Here is a 17,240-nt window from a genome sequence, read left to right as displayed (position 1 = left end):
TCGGCGCGCCGATAGCCAGGCGCGTATCATTCGATAGTAGCCTCTATTCAATAAAGTAATGCTATCGAATTATTTTCTATTGCGGACCGCCGTCCGGAATGAAACCGGGTGGAGCAAATGAAGACGGGCCGCCGCCCGCCCGTCTCACTTCCCCGGTGTTCCCCAGGCCACCCCTTGCCGCTACCCCTTGCGCTGGCACCCGATACTGTATAAATATACAGTTATCGTAAACCTACTAGTTCCTCGCCATCCCCGGCGAGCGACGCCAACTCCACATGACTGCGCAATCGCACGCAGCCCCGCCCATGGCGGCGGAGGGCCTTCTTTTCCCTGCGCCGGCGCCCCCGGTCTCGCGCCAGCAGGCGCTGTCGGCGCTCGAGCAGTGTTATCCCGGGCTGTGGCGGGCCGGCCAGCTGGGCCGTGCCGGCGGTGCGGCGGTATGCCCGACCGGATATGACGCGCTGTCGGCCGAGCTGCCCGGCGGCGGCTGGCCGGCGGGCGGGCTGACGGAGCTGCTGACGGCGCAGGGTGGAGCGGGCGAGCTGCGCCTGCTGCTGCCGGCGCTGGGCGCGCTGGCCGGGGCCGGGCGCCGTATTGCGCTGGTGGCGCCGCCTTACCTGCCCAATGCGATGGGGCTGGCCGCGGCCGGCCTGCCGGCGCGCCAGCTCTACTGGATGCGTCCCCCGGCCGGCGCCGGCAAGGCCGCGCAGCAGGCCGACATGCTGTGGGCGGCCGAGCAGGTGCTGCGCAGCCAGGCCTTTGGCGGCGTGCTGGTCTGGCTGCCCGCGGCCCGCCCCGAGGCGCTGCGCCGCCTGCAGGTGCTGGCGCAGGCCGGCGACGCGGTGGCATGGGCGCTGCGCCCGGCCACGGCGCTGCGCGAGTCGTCGCCGGCGGTGCTGCGGCTGCTGCTGGCGCCGCTGCCCGGCAATGTGCTGTCGATCACCTTCCACAAGCGGCGCGGGCCGGTGCGGGACACGCCGCTGCTGCTGCGCCTGGACGGGATGGCAGCGGCCACGCGCGCAGCCGCCTGGCCTGTCCCGGCAGGAGCACCTGCCTTGTCTGAATCGTCTTCTCCATCTTCTTCCGATGCCGTACTGGATCGCGGTGCACCTGCCGCGCCTGCCCCTGGACGCCCTGCAGCCCAGCTGGCCTGAGCTGGCGCCCGCCGTGAGCCCGCCTGCCGCCACCGCCACGCTGCACCATGCGCTGCCGGTGGCGGTGATGGCGCGCGAGCAGGTGGTGCTGGCCAACGGCCCGGCGATGCAGCTCGGCGTGCGCTACGGCATGCGCCGCGGCGGCGTGCAGGCGCTGTCGGCCGACATCGTGCAGCTGGAGCGCGACCTGGCCGCGGAAGCTTCGTTGATGGAGGCGGTGGCGCTGGCGCTGCTGCATTTCACGCCGGGCGTGACCGTCGACGAGGAACCGGAGTCGGCCACGGTGATGCTGGACGTCACCGCCAGCCTGCGCCTGTTTGGCGGCCACCGCGCGCTGTGCCGCGCGGTGCGTGCCTGCGTGCGCCAGCTTGGCACCTTTGCCCAGGTGGGCTCAGGCCCGACCGCGCACGGCGCCGCGTGGCTGGCGCGCCAGCCGCTGCGGCGCACGCGGCGCGGCGTGGTGCGGCCCGGGCGCCGCGCGGTGGGCATGGCACGCCTGCACCGGCTGCTGGACCGCCTGCCGGTGGAGGCGCTGCATACGCTGGCCGATCCGGCCTGGCTGGACGGCATCGGCTGCCGCACGCTGGGCGAGGTGCGGCGCCTGCCGCGCGCGGGCCTGACGCGCCGGCTGGGCCCGGCGCTGCTGGCGCGGCTGGACCAGGCTTATGGCGACACGCCGGCGCGCTTTGCCTGGTTTGTGGCGCCGCCCGCGTTTGCGCAGCGCATGGACCTGCCGGGCCGCATCGAATCCGCCGAGGGCGTGCTGGCCGGCGCGCAGCGCCTGCTGCTGGCGCTGGCGGGCTGGCTGGCGGTGCAGCAGGCCGGCGTCACGCGCTGCGTGCTGGTGCTGGAGCATGAGCGCTACCGGCGCGGCGTTGACACCGACGGCACCGAGGTGCCGGTGGGCCTGGCCCAGCCCAGCCGCGACCCCGCGCACCTGTCGCGGCTGCTGCGCGAGAAGCTCGACAAGCTCAATTTCCACGCCCCGGTGACCGGCCTGGCGCTGCGCGTTGAGGCGATGGCCGCATGCGTGCCGCACAGCGATGCGCTGTTCCCCGAGCCCGGCGGCACGCCGGAAGACCTGGGCCGCCTGCTCGATACGCTGATGGCGCGGCTGGGCCGTGACAACGTGCTGCAGCCGCGGCCGCTGGCCGACCACCGGCCCGAGCGCGCCAACCGCTGGTGCCCGGTCGACGAGCCCGGCGGCAACAAGGCCGCCAGCCTGCCGGATCCGCAGCCGGAGCGCCCGCTGTGGCTGCTGCCGCAACCGCTGCCGCTGCCGGTGCAGCGCCACCGGCCCTGCCACGGCGGCCCGCTGGCGCTGCTGAGCCGCCCTGAGCGCATCGAGGCCGGCTGGTGGGACGGCGCGCTGGCCACGCGCGACTACTTTATCGCCGAGCGCGCCGACGGCCTGCGCTGCTGGATCTTCCGCGAACGTCCGGGCCATGCGGCGCAGGACGATGGCGGCGAGTACCGCTGGTTCCTGCACGGGTTGTTCGCATGAGCGCGCTGTTCTTGCCTGCCTCGCTGCCGGGTTTGCTGCCGGCGCTGCCGGATTACGTGGAGTTGCACTGCATCTCCAACTTCACCTTCCTGACCGGCGCCTCGCACCCGGGCGAGCTGATCGAGCGCGCCTTCGGCCTGGGCTACAGCGGGCTGGCGCTGACCGATGAATGCTCGGTGGCCGGCACCGCGCGCGCGCACGATGCCATCGAGACGCTGCGCAAGCGCCTGCACGACGCGGTGGCGCGCAGCGCGGCACGCGGCGAAGAGGGCGTGGATGAGCCGCTGCTGGACCATGACGAAGAGCCTGACGCCGGCGCTGACGATCCCCATGCCCACGCCAGCCGCCACCAGCGGCTGCAGGCGCTGGCCCGCGCCGCCGATGCCTTCTCGCTGCTGATCGGCAGCCGCTTCAGCCTGACCCCGGCCGACGGCTCGGCGCGCCCGCCGCTGCGGCTGGTGCTGATCGCCCAGCACCGCGAGGGCTTCGGCAACCTGAGCGAGCTGATCACGCTGGGCCGGCGGCGCGCGCAGAAGGGCAGCTACCGGCTGCATCCCGAAGACCTGGCCGCGCCCGCTGCTGATGAAGCGCACCTGCGCGGCGTGCCCGGCTGCGTGGCGCTGCTGCTGCCCGACTATTGCGCCGATCCTGAACTGCTGCGAGAGCAGGCCGAGTGGTGCCGCGCGGTCTTCGGCGAGCGCGCCTGGATCGCGCTGGAGCAGTTGCAGGGCCATGCCGATGCACTGCATCGCGCGCGCCTGGAAGCGGTATCGGCACAGACCGGCGTGCCGCTGGCGGCGGCCGGCGCGGTCACCATGCACGTGCGCTCGCGCAAGCCGTTGTCCGATGTGCTGGCCGCGATCCGGCTGGGCCAGCCGCTGGCCGAATGCGGCATGGCGCTGGCGCCCAATGCCGAGCAGCACCTGCGCATGCGCCAGGTGCTGTCGCGCCTGTACCCGCGCGAGGCGCTGGCGCAGACGCTGAAGATCGCAGAGTCGTGCGATTTCTCGCTGGGGATGCTGCGCTATGAATATCCCGAGGAACTGGTGCCGGCCGGCGAGACGCCGATCTCCTACCTGCGCAAGGAGGTCACGCGCGGCAAGCGTGAACGCTTCCCCAACGGCCTGAAGCCGGAGTGGGAGAAACAGCTCGAAGAAGAACTGCAGTTGATCGAAGAAAAGCACTACGAACCCTTCTTCCTGACCGTGCACGACATCGTGCGCTTTGCGCGCGGGGAGGGCATCCTGTGCCAGGGCCGCGGCTCGGCCGCCAATTCACTGGTGTGCTTCTGCCTGTATGTGACCGAGGTCAGTCCCGAGCAGGCCAACCTGCTGTTCGGCCGCTTCCTGTCGCGCGAGCGCGATGAGCCGCCCGATATCGACGTGGACTTCGAGCACCAGCGGCGCGAAGAGGTGATCCAGTACATCTACAGGAAATACGGCCGCCACCGCGCAGCGCTGGCGGCGTCGCTGATCACCTACCGCTCGCGCAGCGCATTGCGCGACGTGGGCCGCGCGCTGGGCATCGACGCCAGCGTGGTGGAGCAGGTGGTCAAGGGCCAGGCCTGGTGGGACGGCGGCCGCGGCTTTGTCGAGAAGATCGCCCGCTACGGGCTCGATCCCGAATCGCCGGCGGTGCAGCAGTGGGCCAGCCTGACCGCGCAGCTGCGCGGCTTTCCGCGCCACCTGTCGCAGCATGTGGGCGGTTTCGTGATCGCGCAGCACAAGCTGTCGCGGCTGGTGCCGATCGAGAACGCGGCCATGGCCGACCGCAGCGTGATCCAGTGGGACAAGGACGACCTGGAGTCGCTGGGCCTGCTCAAGGTCGATGTGCTGGCGCTGGGCATGCTGTCGGCGATCCGGCGCGCGCTGGAGATGATCCCCAACCCGGACCCGGCGCGCGCCGCATTGCCGACGCGGATGGAAGACATCCCCAAGGAAGACCCGGACACCTACAACATGATCTGCAAGGCCGAGACCATCGGCGTATTCCAGATCGAATCGCGCGCGCAGCAATCGATGCTGCCGCGGCTGCAGCCGCGCCAGTACTACGACCTGGTGGTGGAGGTCGCCATCGTGCGGCCCGGCCCGATCCAGGGCGGCATGGTGCATCCCTACCTGAAGCGGCGCGAGGCCTTCCGCCGCACCGGCAAGCCGCCCACTTACTTCAACCCGGTCATCGAAAAGGTATTGGGCCGCACGCTGGGTGTGCCCATCTTCCAGGAGCAGGTGATGCAGTTGGCCATCGACGCGGCCGGCTTTTCACCGGGACAGGCCGACCAGCTGCGCCGGTCGATGGCGGCGTGGCGGCGGCGCGGCGACCTGCGCCAGCACCAGGATGCGCTGGTGCGCGCGCTGACCGGCAACGGCTACCCGGAATCCTTCGCGCTGGCGATCTGCAAGCAGATCGAGGGGTTTGGCGAGTATGGCTTCCCCGAGAGCCACGCGGCCAGCTTTGCCAAGCTGGTCTATATCAGCGCCTGGCTCAAGTGCCATCATCCGGCCGCCTTCCTGTGCGCGCTGCTGAACAGCCAGCCGATGGGGTTCTATTCACCGTCGCAACTGGTGCAGGACGCCAGCCGCAATGGCGTGCAGGTGCTGCCGGTGGATGTGACCATCAGCCGCTGGGACAGCACGCTGGAGCCGGTGGAGGCCGATGTCGCCGACGCGCAGGCCCGCACCAGGCCGCAGCATCCGCGCGTGCGCCTGGGCCTGGGCCGCGTCAAGGGCATGCGCGAAGCGGCCGCGCTGCGCATCGAGGCCGCGCGCGCCCAGCGTCCGTTCGACAGCGTCGAAGACCTGGCACTGCGCGCCAGCCTGGACCGGCACGACATCGACGTGCTGGCCGCCGCCGACGCACTGGCGCCGCTGGCCGGCAACCGCCGCCAGGCCCGCTGGCAGGCGCGCGCCGCCGCCGCGCATGCCGCGCACCGCGACCTGCTGTACGAAGCGCCGCCCGCCGAAGCCGCGCTGGCGCTGCCCGCGCCCCGGCTCGGCGAAGACGTGACGGCGGACTATGCCAGCCTGGGCCTGTCGCTCAAGTCGCACCCGCTGGCGTTGCTGCGGCGCAAGCTGACGGCGATGCGCTTTGCCACCGCCAGCCAGCTCGCGCGCTGCGCCAACGGCCGCCGCGTGCGCGCCTGCGGCATCGTCACCGTGCGCCAGCGCCCATCCACCGCCAGCGGCACCATCTTCGCCACCATCGAGGACGAGACCGGCTCCGTCAACCTGATCCTGTGGCCCGACCTGGTCGAGCGCCAGCGCAAGGAGGTGCTGGGCGCCACGCTGCTGGGCGTGGTCGGCACCTGGCAGCGCCAGGGCGACGTGCGCCACCTGGTGGCCAAGGAGCTGGTGGATTTAAGCCCGATGCTGGGGCGGTTGATGGTGGGGAGCCGGGATTTTCATTGAGACGCACGGCCAGAAGCCAGGTCATGCCTGTGCCTGGAGCGGTTTACTTGCACGCCTGATTCATCGCCAGAGTGGCCGCGGCGCCGGCATCGTGATGTACAGCACCACGGTCATCGTGCCCGACAACGACAAGACCCAGATCGAGGCCGAAGGCGGCTGCCACAACGGTGCGGCGGCCACCGGCGAGCCGGCGGTGGGCCCCTTCACGAAGCCGGGCTACACCAACGGCGATTACAACTACGCCCATGGCACGCCGGTGATGGCGACCATGTACGGGCTGGACGTGCTGGCTCCGGCGCGCTGGGGCAAGGCCCCCGACCTGGTGCTGTCCGGGCCCAACGAAGGGCAGAACGTCGGCCGTATCGTCAACAGCTCGGGCACCGTCAGCAATGCGCAGTTCGCCGCATCGCGCGGTATCCCGTCCATCGCCCTGAGCGCGGGTACGGACTCGGTCGACAATGCGGGCCTGGCAAGCCCGGTGTCCGGCGTGGTGGCGCAGTTGTCCATCAAGCTGGTCAACACGCTGCGTGCCAAGGCCAACGGCGGTCCGCTGCTGCCCGCAGGGCTGGCGCTGAACGTCAACTTCCCGAACGCGCCGTCGGCCGCCACGCCCTTCGCGTTCTCGCGGCACGGCACCTTCGATGCGTATTGAGCTTGTCGGTCGCGCTAGTTCATCGCCAGGCTGCCCGCCACCAGTTTCTGCTCGGCGGAGAGCTTGCGGATGGCCTGGTTCAGGGACGCGGTGGTGCTGTTGATGGCTGCGCCCAGGCCAGCGATTTCCTGTTGCAGGGCCGCGATGCGGATGCGCTTCTGGTCCGGGGTGCCGGTGGCCGCATTCTTCACTGCCTCCAGCTCTTGCAGCTTGCGCTCCAGTTGCGCGCGCAGTTCGCGCAGGCGCTTGATCGCATCCTTGGCCTGGTCGGGCAGGCCGCTGTTGTCGACGTCGCTGTTGTCGCGCACCGCGGGCGCCTGTCCGCCACCGGCCAGGGCCTGCCCCGGTGCCGAGATATGGATCTCGGTGCTGGATGCGGGCCGCGCCCGGATACCGGCGGTGTCGCCGGCGGTCTCGCTGGCGGCTACGGCCGGCGTGACTGCCGGGTTGTCAATGGAAACGGCTGCCGCTGCGTTCGCGGCAATCGGCTCGATCATCGTCACGGTCGTACTTCTCCTGGTCGGCCGGCCCTTGGCAACGTGCGCTACGGAATGCGCCGGTTCCTTGCGGATATCGGCAGTTTGTGGCCGGGACTTGAGCGGCCGCAGGGCGAGCAGGGCAACGGAAAAACGGACCGTCAACGCAAGCGGTTATCATCGTGCCGTGCCTTGCCGGTTTCATCCGGAACACTGAATTCACTATCCACTTTGCAGGTCGATTGATGCCGATTCCGTCTTGCCACCCTGGCTTCGCGCCGTACCGTCAGTCCGTGGGCGGGCGGGGCCCATGGTAAAGGGCCGCCGCGGCGCGGGCGCGGCGCCGGCCCGGAAATCGTCGTCGCAGGCGTCATCGGCCAGAACGGAGCCCGCGCAGACCGCCGAGCCAGCGCCGCCGTCGCCCACCACGTCGGCGATGCTCGCGCGCATCCACAGCATGCGGGACTCGCTGGGGCCGGCCGGGCAGCGCATTGCCGATTTCGTGACCCGGTATCCGCAGACCGTGATCCATATGTCGGTCAGCGAAGTGGCCGAGCGCACCAATGCGAGCGAGGGCAGCGTGGTCGGTTTCTGCAAGAGCCTGGGCGCGACGGGCTTCCAGCAACTGAAGATCCTGCTGGCGCAGGAACTGGTGCAGGGGGTCCAGATCATCCACGAAGACCTCGAGCCCGGCGACACCTGCCCGGCGGTCATGCGCAAGATCTTCCAGAGCAACGTCCAGACGCTGCATGACACCAGCGCCGTGCTCGACGTGGCCGCGATCGAGCGCGCGGTCGCATTGCTCAGGGCGGCCGAACGCATCGAGATCTATGGCATTGGCAGCGCGGCGCCGATCGCCGAGGATGCGCAGTACCGCATGCTGCGCATCGGGCTCAACGTGAAGGCGGTGGTGGATTCGCATATTCAGGCCATCAGTGCATCGCTCGCGGGCCCCAGGGTTGCCACGCTGACCATCTCGCATTCGGGCAGCACGCATGAAACCGTGACGGCCACGCGGCTGGCCCGGGAGAGCGGTGCCAGCACCATCTGCATCACCAATTTCGGCAAGTCGCCGATCCAGGCCTTCGCCGACGTCGTGCTGTTCACGATGGCGCGCGAGACCCGCTTCCGGACCGAGGCGATGACCAGCCGCCTGGCGCAACTGGCGATCATCGATGTGCTGATCGCCTGCCTCGCGCTGACGGACTACGACCACTCCGTCGAAACGCTGCGGCGTACGTTCGACGTCCTGTCGCTCAAGCGATATTGAGCCTCGGCCGGCCCGCGCCGGCATCCTGACATATTCCTGCTGCAGTTGTCGTCCTGCCTTGCTCCCGTCAGTGACGGGGGCGGGTGCCGTTCCACGGCCAGAAAATGAGGATAATTCAAATATAAAAACAATTGTATTGAGCAATATTCATTTGGATGTCACATCGGGCCCCTACGCTTCGAGTCGCGTCAGTCCCTTCCCCCTGGCCCTCGAACATAAGGAGTCCTCATGAACAACCCGTTGTGGTCTGGCCGCGCCGCGCTGCTCGCGGCGCTTTTGTCCCTGGCTCTCACCGCATGCGGTGGTGGCGAAGATGGCAGCACCCTCGCTCCCCAGGCCGTCAAGGCAACCATGCAGGCGGCACCAGCCGGCGACGCGGCAGCGTCGAAGCAGGGCATGCACTGCGCACCCTGACACACCCGCGACCCTTCCTCTATCGTCCGCTCCTACCATTCCCCCGATCATGACCAAAATCGATCGACGCACCTTCCTCTCCGGCGCCGTCAAAAGCGCTGCCGCTGCTTCGGTTCTGTCGATGCTGCCGCCCAGCATCGCGCGCGCACTCGCCGTTCCCGCTGCGGTCAATACCGGCACGATCCAGGACGTGCAGCACGTGGTGATCCTGATGCAGGAAAACCGCGCCCTGGACCATTACTTCGGCGCCATGCGCGGCGTGCGTGGCTTCGGCGACCGCTTCCCGGTGCCGGTGCCGTCAGGCAAGCCGGTGTGGTTCGAATCGAACGGCGCGCGCGAGATCACGCCGTTCCACCTCGACAGCGCGACCGTCAACGCGCTGCGCGTCTCCGGCACGCCGCACAGCTTCATGGATGCGCAGAATGCGTGGAACCAGGGCCGTTTCGGCTTCTGGGCCAAGTACAAGAACGACCATTCGATGGGCTACTACCGTCGTGAAGACATTCCGTTCCAGTACGCGCTGGCCGAGGCCTTCACGCTTTGCGACGCCTACCACTGCAGCCACGCCGGCGGCACCGACCCGAACCGCATCACTTTCATGTCGGGCTCCAACTACAACCCCGCGCTGCGCGAGGCGGGGCGCAACTGCACGCTTGACGATGCGGAGGTCAATAACCTGCGCTGCAGCGTGAGCGGCAAGCTGCCCACGCCGGGCTACACCTACAAGGGTTCCGCCTTCCAGTGGGCCACGCTGCCGGAACTGCTGCAGGCAAAGGGCGTGAGCTGGCGCATCTACCAGAACCCCAACGCCAACTGGGGCGGCCTGCTGCATGGCGGGCTCGCCTTCAAGAGCTTCCGTGAAGCGCAGCCGGGCAATCCGCTCTATGACAACGGCATGAGCAGCTGGACCATCGAGCAGATGGCCGCGCATGTGCGGGACGACACGCTGCCGGCCGTGAGCTGGATCCTGCCGACGCCGGCGCAGTCCGAACATCCGGGCGGCCCGTCGAGCGCAACCGAAGGCGCGGACTTTATCAACACGGTGCTGACGGCGCTGACCGCCAACCCGGAGGTCTGGAGCAAGACCGTGTTCTTCATCACCTTCGATGAGAATGACGGCTTCTTCGACCATATGCCGCCGGCCGCGGTGCCGTCCTACGACGCCAATGGCGTCCTGCACGGCAAGTCGACCGTCGACGTCACCGGCGAATACTTCGACACCGCCGGCAATACGGCGCTCGACGGCACCACCACCAGCGGCGAGACCATCCGCCTGCGCCCGTACGGGTTCGGCCCGCGCGTGCCGATGTATGTGATCTCGCCGTGGACGCGCGGCGGCTGGATCAACTCGCAGGTGTTCGACCACACCTCGATGGGGCGCTTCCTGGAACAGCGCTTCGGCATCACGGTGCCCGCGATCAGCCCGTGGCACCGCGCAGTGGCCGGCGACCTGACTTCGGTCTTCGATTTCAGGACGCCGAATGACCAGGTGTTTCCGACGCTGCCGGATACCAGCAACTACAAGCAGGTGATCGCGGAACAGCTGGCGAAACCCAAGGCGGCGGCACCGGCCGTGCCGGCGTCGCTGTTCCAGGAGACTGGCACCAAGTATTCGCGCGCGCTGCCCTATGTCCTCCATGCGAGTGCGCTGGCCGAGCCCACCATCGGCAAGCTGAAGCTGATCTTCAGCAATACGGGGGAGCAGGGCGCGGTCTTCCATGTCTACGACCGGCTCCATCTGGACCAGATTCCGCGCCGCTACATGGTCGAGCCCGGCAAGATGCTGGACGATGAATGGGATGCGCGCGCCACGGACAACGGACGCTATGACCTGGTGGTCTACGGGCCTAACGGCTTCGTGCGCATGTTCAAGGGCCAGTTGCCCGCGGACGCCATGGCCGATGCCCCTGAGGTCCGCGTCTGCTACGACCTGGGCAAGGGCAGCGTCTACCTGTCGGCGCGCAACGACGGCAAGGGCGCAGTCAACGGTGGCGGCAAGCCGCTGACGCTGGTGGTGACGCCCAATGCTTATCGTAACGACGGTCCGTGGCAACTCCATATCACGGCCGGCGCCGAGGTGGAGCACCACTGGCCGCTGCAGGAGAGCGGCAACTGGTACGACTTCACGGTCACGGAAGCCGAAAGCGGATTCGAACGCCGCTTCGCCGGTCGCCTGGAGACCGGCCAGCATGGCGTGACGGACCCGGCGATGGCAACCGGGCTGGGCTGAGCGTCTGGTCGCCGCGGTCCGGCCGGAATGCGTGCCGGACCGCAGCTTTGTGCGGTGATGGCACATCGCCTCGAAGCTCCCGATCTCGATGCGGATCTGCGGCTTGCACCGCTCGACCATCGGGAAGATGCAAACAGCGCGAGACCAACTGGCTCGCGCCGTTTGCTTTTCAGCGCTGCTCATCCGTGCGCGGGACAGCAGCGCTCCCTCGTCAGACCAGCGCCTGCAGGCGGTTGGCGCTCTCGTCCAGTTGCTGCTTGAGCGGCAAGAGCAGGGCGTGGAGGCCGATGCCCTGGGGGATGGTGTCGCTCTGCAGGTCCAGCAAGGTCAGGAAGGACTGAAGACCGACGCTGACACGCAGGATGTCGTCGGTGACTTCAAGGATGTGGTCCTCCAGGGGGACGGCCTTGCTGGGCGGGGGGGGGCGGCTTTGCGTGGTGACGAGCCTGGGCGCGGTCGATTTTGGCCAGGTTCTCGGCTAGTTGGGCTTGCTTTTGGGCGAGGGTGGGCTCTTGGGGAGCCGGGGTGTTGCTTTGCATGATTACCTCCAAGTGAGTGATGGAGGCTCGCAGTCCGCTGCTAACCGGGGGGCGAGCACAGGGCCGGGTTAGTCAGTATGACTCCCCTGGAGCAAGGAGGGCTGGCCCGCCGCGAGGAATCAAACGCTCGCACATGACCGGTCAACGAAGCTGGCCGATTGGAAACGAATTTTGACATACTGGCCAGGTATGCAGGTCAGAGGGCGACTGCAAGTTTGTCCGGAACGTTACCGAACCCGTGTTCTGGCGGAGGTCGCTTGTCGGCCATAAGCCGTCCTTCCCATCGCGGTGGCGCTGCCGCTCGAGCGACTGTTCTGCTCAAACAAGGGACGTTGATGCGAGATGTTTCCCGGGCTAGGCGACCAGCCTCATCACCCACACCGAGGCCGCATTGAACTTCCCGGGTCATCAAGGACGAGTTCGACGCCTTCCTCGAGCCTGGCGCACGGGCTCCTGATGCATGCGCTGCGGCGAATGCGGGCAAGAAAAGCTGCTGGCCTCCAACTGCAAGCGCCGACGGTTTTGCACCTCAGGCGGTGCTCGTCGGATGTCGTAGACCGCAGCATACCTTGTCGATCACGTCATCCCACACGTGCCGGGGCGGCAGTGGGTGTTGTCGCTGCCCATCCCGCTGCGCTTGCTGCTGGCCGCGAAGCCCGAGCTGGTCACGCCGGTGCTGCAGGTGGCGCAACGTGTACTGATGCGCCATCTATTGAGCGGACAACGTGACGGCCAACACCCACTTGCTCGCAGCCTTCGCCCGCAGAGGGCCCAATCTTCCGCCCGGGGATCACTACGCACGTTTGAAGATGACGTTCTCCGAGAACCACTTTGTACTGCTCTCCGGATGCGCTAGGTCGCCAGTAAAACCCTCAAGTACCCCTTGACCGGCTGGGAAGCCTTTGCCCTTAAATGACCCGATGTACCTTCCATCTGAGCCATTTTTCCAGAGGATGGATAGGTGAAACTCGTTATCTGTTACGAAACCTTCGAGGCGAGAGCTTACGTGACTGCCGTCGGAAGTTTCCGCCGAGCCTGCAATCCTATCCTCGTTCTGCGTCAGGAAGACGTGGACACGAAAGCCATTGCCCTGAACAATATCCCAATTGCTTCCAACTTGCCAATTCGCCATGGTAAGACTCCCTGTGGAAAATGACATCCGGTCGACGAGGACAGTGACTTTAGTCTGAATGGCACTTGCTAAAGCCCATTTCGCCTGAAAAAGCGACATCAAACGCTGCCCAGAATCGCGGACCGAGCAGGTCATTTCGAGCAAAACGTACAAGAACACAAAACTCGACCCTTGACTGGACTTTCTGCCCGTTGTGAAGGGGCTTGAGCGGCAAAGTCAATGCCATTTCGCTTAAGTCCACATTTACTCTAGCCCAGCAAATTGGAAGGGTCAATGCACCAACCAGGGCGGCGGTGAGCTCGGTCCTTGAGGAAGAAGTAGCGGCCTTCGTGGTGGCTACTTGCTGTCGACTGACCCGCTTGATTGCTCTCCACAATCGTCTTCATCAGCGACTGCGGCCGTTCGGTCAGGCAGCCCCTCAAGCCGCTTCGGCAGTTTCATTAGTGATACGTTATGGATATCGTTTCAATCTGAAATGAGCAAGATTCACATGACCCTAATTGGGAGCTGTCTATGATGATTTTAATTGAGTAGCTTCCTTCTGAATGCCTCAGCACTTTTCACGCCGAACCCATTACCCATTCAACGGTTAGCCATGAAGCTCATGGACTCTTCGCGTAGTGTGGTGCAGGTGAGCACAGAGGTTGTCGTAACAAGAAAGTGGATGTGGCAGGTCGACATTGCCACTACACGGGCAATGGGTGAGAACGTTTCTGACTTGAAACCGACTGTGCGTGGCTACTGCCTTATTCGTACTGCACGCCTACGACAAAGCTGCTACGGTGCAAGGGTGCTGATATGGCTGCCGACAACCGGGGCGGGAGAGGGCAATCAACCTTGGCAGCCGCCCATCAAATGGCCGTAGAACACTGAAGCTGGCGGCGTGGCCGCATCAGGGCTTTGGCTAGGTGTAGGTGCTGCATTTCCAAATCTAATATTAAGAAACCGCAGCGCCCGACGACGTGCTCGCCTTCTCATTCGCCTCACGCAGAAACGGAGAAGCAAAGTGCCAAACATAACGTCCGACGGTGTTTCAATCCATTACGAGGTCAAGGGCCAAGGTTCGCCTGTGCTTCTTCTGGCAGGACTTGCGGGGATCGGCGCATCGTGGGGCCTCCTAATCGAATTGTTTGCCGAGCATCACCAAGTGATCGTCCCTGACCACCGCGGCACCGGCGCGTCTGAGCACACCGCGCGCGACATGACGATTTCACAACACGCCCGGGACATGGCGCGGGTCATCGAGGCGGTCGGATGCGGGCCGGTCCACGTGGTCGGTTCCTCGACCGGTGGCGCCATCGCGCAACTGCTGGCGATCCATCACCGCGAGCTATTACGCAGCGCAAGCATTGTGTCTTCGATTGCACGGGCGGACGCGTTCTACCGTCGTCAGTTCGACATGCGGCGACGCATGTTGACCGATTCCGGCCTGCGCGCGTCCACCGAGGCCAACGCACTATTCCTCTTTGATCCGAGATTCATGCGCGAGCACCCGGAGCAGGTGCAGGCGTGGGTGAACGCTACGGCGGCTGGCACATTTGAGCGGGAAATCGCCTTTGCCCGGATCGACATGATCGTGGGGCACGACGCATTCGATGAGCTTCCTTCGATCGCGACGCCGACGCTGGTGTTGGTGGGCGAACGCGACTTCTGCGCCCCGCCGTACTTCTCCGCGGAACTTGCAAAGCTGATTCCGGAAGCCGAGTTTGCCATCCTGGACAGTGGTCACTTCATCTTCCTAGAAAAGCCCGAACTACTGCACGACACTGTTGAGGCCTTCATCGCCAAGCACGAAAAATGATGAGCTTAGCTCTCTGCCGGTAGGCGGAAGCCTCCCATTAGAGTGACGCTGCGAGCGGGCCGTTATCTAGCCGCGGCCTGCGACCGGCCGGTTCGGCCGAACTTCGGTCGTCCGCAGATGGGTGCGCGAATGACCGAGACGGATCGGAAGTCGTCTCCGGTGCAAGCCCTGCCACAGGTAGGCCGAGGGCCGAGGTCGGCCATGAGCCGACGTTCGAGCGTCTTGGCTAATGCTATAAAGCGGACACTCGGGTTATCGCACGAGGCCATCACGAACCCAAGCCTGCAAATACTCGTAGGGGGTACTGAAACGCCTTGGCCTCAGATCGCTTCCAACGCCGGAAAGCGTCGTTCCGCGCATGGGGCTAGTCACCGAATCAGCAGAGTGGCCGCGTAGGTCTTCACGAAGAATGCTAGCGTGATGCAGAAGGTAACAAGTAGCGTGATGGCCCGGATAGTCCCCGGCGTCGCCCGGCGCCCGATCCGCGCGCCACTGTATCCACCAATGATCGCCCCCATCAGCATGATTAACGTCTCTGGCCAGCGCACCGCATTGGCCACGATGAAAGCGACCACCGCTACGGCGTTGGCAGCACTGACCAGCAGCGTACGGTCCGCATTGAGGTACTTTAGGTCGCAGTTGTCGAGCAGTCTCCACACCGCGATCATCATGATTCCAACCGCGCCGCCGAAGTAGCCGCCATAGATGCCAAGCACGAACTGGACGGCCAGTACCGCAGACGCGTGAATGTGCCAGCGTGTGCGCATTGCCTCCCCAAAGCGTCGCCCGAACGCCAGGGCAACGGACGCAACCAGAAGCAGCCAGGGCAGAACGAACGTGAACGCCGCGGATGAAGTTCGCAGCAACAGGTAGGCCCCCACCAAGCCGCCACATAGCGTCGCCAGCAGGAGAGCGCGCAGCGCCACGGAGCCGACCGGGCGCAGTCCATCTCGATAGGCCCAAGCACTGGCAAGCCCGCCAGGAAATAGCGCGACCGTGCTGGAAGTATTCGCTTGAACCGGAGGTACGCCCACTGCAATCAGCGCCGGCAAACTGACGAACGAGCCGCCCCCGGCCAGCGCATTCATCGCGCCAGCGAATACTCCCGCAGAGAAGACCAGAATCATTGCATCCATGGACCAATGTTTCCCGTGCCAGCATCCGTCTCCCCAGCTTACGGAAAACTTCGCTTCGCCTGCACAAGCGAAGGCCTCCCTGCATCTCGAATGCAATACTTCTTGTAGAAGTGACCGCAAACCACTACGGCTAACGCTCCAGCCGTGGCGCGCCCAATGCCCACCAATTCAACGATCTCCGCGGCTGAGGGTGCCAGGCCCGTCACGGGGCCGGCGATGCCAGCGGCTTCCCCTTCTCGACCACGTACACGCCAAGAACCCGCGCCGCCGCGCTACTGTTGTTGTGGGCATCATGCACAACGCCGGCAGGCACTACGAATGATTCACCGGCCTTGACCGTGCGCGGCGACTGACCATCGATCAGGAGTTGCACCTCACCTTCCATGACGTAGCTGATCTCGTCGCCGGGATGCGTATGACGCCCGGCATAGGTGCCTGGCGCTACCTCCACGCGCGCGACAACAGCTTCGCGACCTGGTACAGATACATCGGCCCTTCCTACCAAAGTACGGGTAAGGCCCGAACTCTGCGCTAGCGCGCTACCTGCCACCAGTGCCACCGCGCCCAACATGATCAAACTCTTGTAGTGCATGATGTCTCCTTAGACTTTTGTTGGAGTTTCGAAGGTGCTAGCAGGCGACCTGCAGAGTGACGCGATATAGGCGGCAACCCCGCGCACCGTAGACCGGCAGCCATAACTGCGATCGCAAAGACATATACAGTGATTCGCAAACGCGAAGCATGTGTTGGTCCCTCGGGGCGCCTCGAGCCGGCTGAGCCGCCGACTAAAGCGAGTCTTTTGCCAGCGCCTCTCGTTGTATGTACGAGAACGAACGGAGTAGGCAAGCGTGACAATCCAAATGGCGCCGCTAAGACGTCCCACGACCCGACGACGACTCGCCGAGAAAGAGGCGAGACCAAGGCATTGAACTCGTGCCGCACGGTCTCCAGGCGCTACTCATTTAGCGACATAGCGACATAGCGACTGCGCACCGCCTGCCCGCTCTGCTGCCTCCATTCGGCCTTTTTCCAGCCGATACCGATTTTTCGGCCTAATATGCCACGAAGCGCCTGAAGGGCCGATGCCTGTGCCCCGTCAATGGCAAGTGCTATGCGCACAGTGGGAGCCATCATGCGAGCCGCCTGGTACACCAAAAACGGCGAAGCCCGTGGAGTTCTGGTAACTGGAGAGCTGCCAACTCCGACCCCAGGCCCCGGGGAGGTCCGTGTCAGAGTCGCCACATCAGGGGTGAACCCGTCCGACGTGAAGTCCCGGCGCAGTCGTCCCCTGACCAGCGACCGAATCATCCCGCACAGTGACGGCGCCGGTGTCATCGAGGCATTGGGTGCGGAAGTGTCTGCTGCCCGGCTCGGTGAGCGGGTCTGGATTTGGAACGGGCAGTGGCAACGTCCGCTTGGAACGGCCGCCGAGTATATCGTCTTGCCCGCGACGCAGGCCGTCAAATTGCCAGACAACACAGACCTTCCCTGAAGGACGTGTAGAAGGCTACTTCGTGTCATGCTG

At 65.8% G+C, this 17,240-nt stretch carries 14 protein-coding genes; 9 read left to right on the top strand and 5 right to left on the bottom strand.

What is annotated here, in order from left to right; translation table 11 throughout:
- Nucleotides 1-275 precede the first annotated feature (275 nt).
- From imuA to AC1Q6V_RS13750, 4 genes are all read left to right on the top strand, one after another.
- Nucleotides 276-1,154 (top strand): translesion DNA synthesis-associated protein ImuA, encoded by an 879-nt coding sequence (imuA, locus tag AC1Q6V_RS13765; protein ID WP_454750568.1) that lies wholly within the window; start codon nucleotides 276-278, stop codon nucleotides 1,152-1,154.
- Nucleotides 1,087-2,658 (top strand): Y-family DNA polymerase, encoded by a 1,572-nt coding sequence (locus AC1Q6V_RS13760; RefSeq protein ID WP_439669922.1) that lies wholly within the window; start codon nucleotides 1,087-1,089, stop codon nucleotides 2,656-2,658. The genes imuA and AC1Q6V_RS13760 overlap by 68 nt, the downstream gene beginning before the upstream one ends.
- On the top strand, nucleotides 2,655-6,065 hold the full coding sequence (locus AC1Q6V_RS13755; protein ID WP_439672635.1) for an error-prone DNA polymerase: 3,411 nt from the start codon (nucleotides 2,655-2,657) through the stop codon (nucleotides 6,063-6,065). The genes AC1Q6V_RS13760 and AC1Q6V_RS13755 overlap by 4 nt, the downstream gene beginning before the upstream one ends.
- Nucleotides 6,066-6,159: 94 nt before the next feature.
- Nucleotides 6,160-6,717, top strand: coding sequence for a 5'/3'-nucleotidase SurE (locus AC1Q6V_RS13750; RefSeq protein ID WP_454750652.1), 558 nt, complete (start codon nucleotides 6,160-6,162; stop codon nucleotides 6,715-6,717).
- Between the two features lie 14 nt (nucleotides 6,718-6,731).
- Here AC1Q6V_RS13750 and AC1Q6V_RS13745 read toward each other — a convergent pair whose 3' ends face one another.
- The gene (locus AC1Q6V_RS13745) at nucleotides 6,732-7,214 is read right to left on the bottom strand and encodes a hypothetical protein (protein ID WP_454750653.1); all 483 of its coding nucleotides are present in this window, start codon (nucleotides 7,212-7,214) and stop codon (nucleotides 6,732-6,734) included.
- 289 nt (nucleotides 7,215-7,503) lie between these two features.
- On the opposite strand from AC1Q6V_RS13745, the gene AC1Q6V_RS13740 reads away from it, so the two are divergent.
- The 3 genes from AC1Q6V_RS13740 to AC1Q6V_RS13730 all read left to right on the top strand — a co-directional run bounded on the left by AC1Q6V_RS13740 (nucleotide 7,504) and on the right by AC1Q6V_RS13730 (nucleotide 11,107).
- Nucleotides 7,504-8,463: a MurR/RpiR family transcriptional regulator gene (locus AC1Q6V_RS13740; RefSeq protein ID WP_439672637.1), complete on the top strand. Its 960-nt coding sequence runs from the start codon at nucleotides 7,504-7,506 to the stop codon at nucleotides 8,461-8,463.
- Nucleotides 8,464-8,691: 228 nt separating this feature from the next.
- Nucleotides 8,692-8,877: a hypothetical protein gene (locus tag AC1Q6V_RS13735; RefSeq protein WP_010812410.1), complete on the top strand. Its 186-nt coding sequence runs from the start codon at nucleotides 8,692-8,694 to the stop codon at nucleotides 8,875-8,877.
- A gap of 49 nt (nucleotides 8,878-8,926) precedes the next feature.
- A complete protein-coding gene (locus tag AC1Q6V_RS13730; protein WP_454750650.1) occupies nucleotides 8,927-11,107 on the top strand; it encodes a phosphocholine-specific phospholipase C in 2,181 nt (726 codons plus the stop codon).
- A gap of 211 nt (nucleotides 11,108-11,318) precedes the next feature.
- Here AC1Q6V_RS13730 and AC1Q6V_RS13725 read toward each other — a convergent pair whose 3' ends face one another.
- Both AC1Q6V_RS13725 and AC1Q6V_RS13720 read right to left on the bottom strand, forming a co-directional pair.
- Nucleotides 11,319-11,468 (bottom strand): DUF1484 family protein, encoded by a 150-nt coding sequence (locus AC1Q6V_RS13725; RefSeq protein WP_492318689.1) that lies wholly within the window; start codon nucleotides 11,466-11,468, stop codon nucleotides 11,319-11,321.
- Between the two features lie 971 nt (nucleotides 11,469-12,439).
- The gene (locus tag AC1Q6V_RS13720; RefSeq protein ID WP_143010660.1) at nucleotides 12,440-12,931 is read right to left on the bottom strand and encodes a hypothetical protein; all 492 of its coding nucleotides are present in this window, start codon (nucleotides 12,929-12,931) and stop codon (nucleotides 12,440-12,442) included.
- An 853-nt stretch (nucleotides 12,932-13,784) separates the two neighbouring features.
- Here AC1Q6V_RS13720 and AC1Q6V_RS13715 point away from each other — a divergent pair.
- Nucleotides 13,785-14,579, top strand: coding sequence for an alpha/beta fold hydrolase (locus AC1Q6V_RS13715; RefSeq protein ID WP_010812413.1), 795 nt, complete (start codon nucleotides 13,785-13,787; stop codon nucleotides 14,577-14,579).
- 368 nt (nucleotides 14,580-14,947) lie between these two features.
- On the opposite strand, the gene AC1Q6V_RS13710 is transcribed toward AC1Q6V_RS13715, so the two are convergent.
- Both AC1Q6V_RS13710 and AC1Q6V_RS13705 read right to left on the bottom strand, forming a co-directional pair.
- Nucleotides 14,948-15,715 (bottom strand): sulfite exporter TauE/SafE family protein, encoded by a 768-nt coding sequence (locus AC1Q6V_RS13710; protein ID WP_010812414.1) that lies wholly within the window; start codon nucleotides 15,713-15,715, stop codon nucleotides 14,948-14,950.
- Between the two features lie 202 nt (nucleotides 15,716-15,917).
- On the bottom strand, nucleotides 15,918-16,307 hold the full coding sequence (locus AC1Q6V_RS13705) for a cupin domain-containing protein (RefSeq protein ID WP_011616995.1): 390 nt from the start codon (nucleotides 16,305-16,307) through the stop codon (nucleotides 15,918-15,920).
- Nucleotides 16,308-16,814: 507 nt separating this feature from the next.
- Between AC1Q6V_RS13705 and AC1Q6V_RS13700 the strand changes: the two genes are divergently transcribed.
- Complete coding sequence (locus AC1Q6V_RS13700) at nucleotides 16,815-17,207, top strand: alcohol dehydrogenase catalytic domain-containing protein (RefSeq protein ID WP_454750192.1); 393 nt, start codon at nucleotides 16,815-16,817, stop codon at nucleotides 17,205-17,207.
- The last annotated feature ends 33 nt before the right edge of the window (nucleotides 17,208-17,240 follow it).

It is taken from the genome of Cupriavidus sp. GW823-FHT07B10 (assembly GCF_058794355.1).
The sequence above is the reverse complement of the archived record's forward strand: the minus strand, read 5'-3'. Positions and strand labels throughout refer to the sequence as shown.

Excerpts from the sequence above, each read along its gene's own strand:
- imuA (WP_454750568.1), top strand. The coding sequence starts at position 276 with ATGACTGCGCAATCGCACGCAGCCCCGCCCATGGCGGCGGAGGGCCTT.
- AC1Q6V_RS13760 (WP_439669922.1), top strand. The coding sequence starts at position 1,087 with ATGCCGTACTGGATCGCGGTGCACCTGCCGCGCCTGCCCCTGGACGCC.
- AC1Q6V_RS13755 (WP_439672635.1), top strand. The coding sequence starts at position 2,655 with ATGAGCGCGCTGTTCTTGCCTGCCTCGCTGCCGGGTTTGCTGCCGGCG.
- AC1Q6V_RS13750 (WP_454750652.1), top strand. The coding sequence starts at position 6,160 with ATGTACAGCACCACGGTCATCGTGCCCGACAACGACAAGACCCAGATC.
- AC1Q6V_RS13745 (WP_454750653.1), bottom strand. The coding sequence starts at position 7,214 with ATGATCGAGCCGATTGCCGCGAACGCAGCGGCAGCCGTTTCCATTGAC.
- AC1Q6V_RS13740 (WP_439672637.1), top strand. The coding sequence starts at position 7,504 with ATGGTAAAGGGCCGCCGCGGCGCGGGCGCGGCGCCGGCCCGGAAATCG.
- AC1Q6V_RS13735 (WP_010812410.1), top strand. The coding sequence starts at position 8,692 with ATGAACAACCCGTTGTGGTCTGGCCGCGCCGCGCTGCTCGCGGCGCTT.
- AC1Q6V_RS13730 (WP_454750650.1), top strand. The coding sequence starts at position 8,927 with ATGACCAAAATCGATCGACGCACCTTCCTCTCCGGCGCCGTCAAAAGC.
- AC1Q6V_RS13710 (WP_010812414.1), bottom strand. The coding sequence starts at position 15,715 with ATGGATGCAATGATTCTGGTCTTCTCTGCGGGAGTATTCGCTGGCGCG.
- AC1Q6V_RS13705 (WP_011616995.1), bottom strand. The coding sequence starts at position 16,307 with ATGCACTACAAGAGTTTGATCATGTTGGGCGCGGTGGCACTGGTGGCA.
- AC1Q6V_RS13700 (WP_454750192.1), top strand. The coding sequence starts at position 16,815 with ATGGCAAGTGCTATGCGCACAGTGGGAGCCATCATGCGAGCCGCCTGG.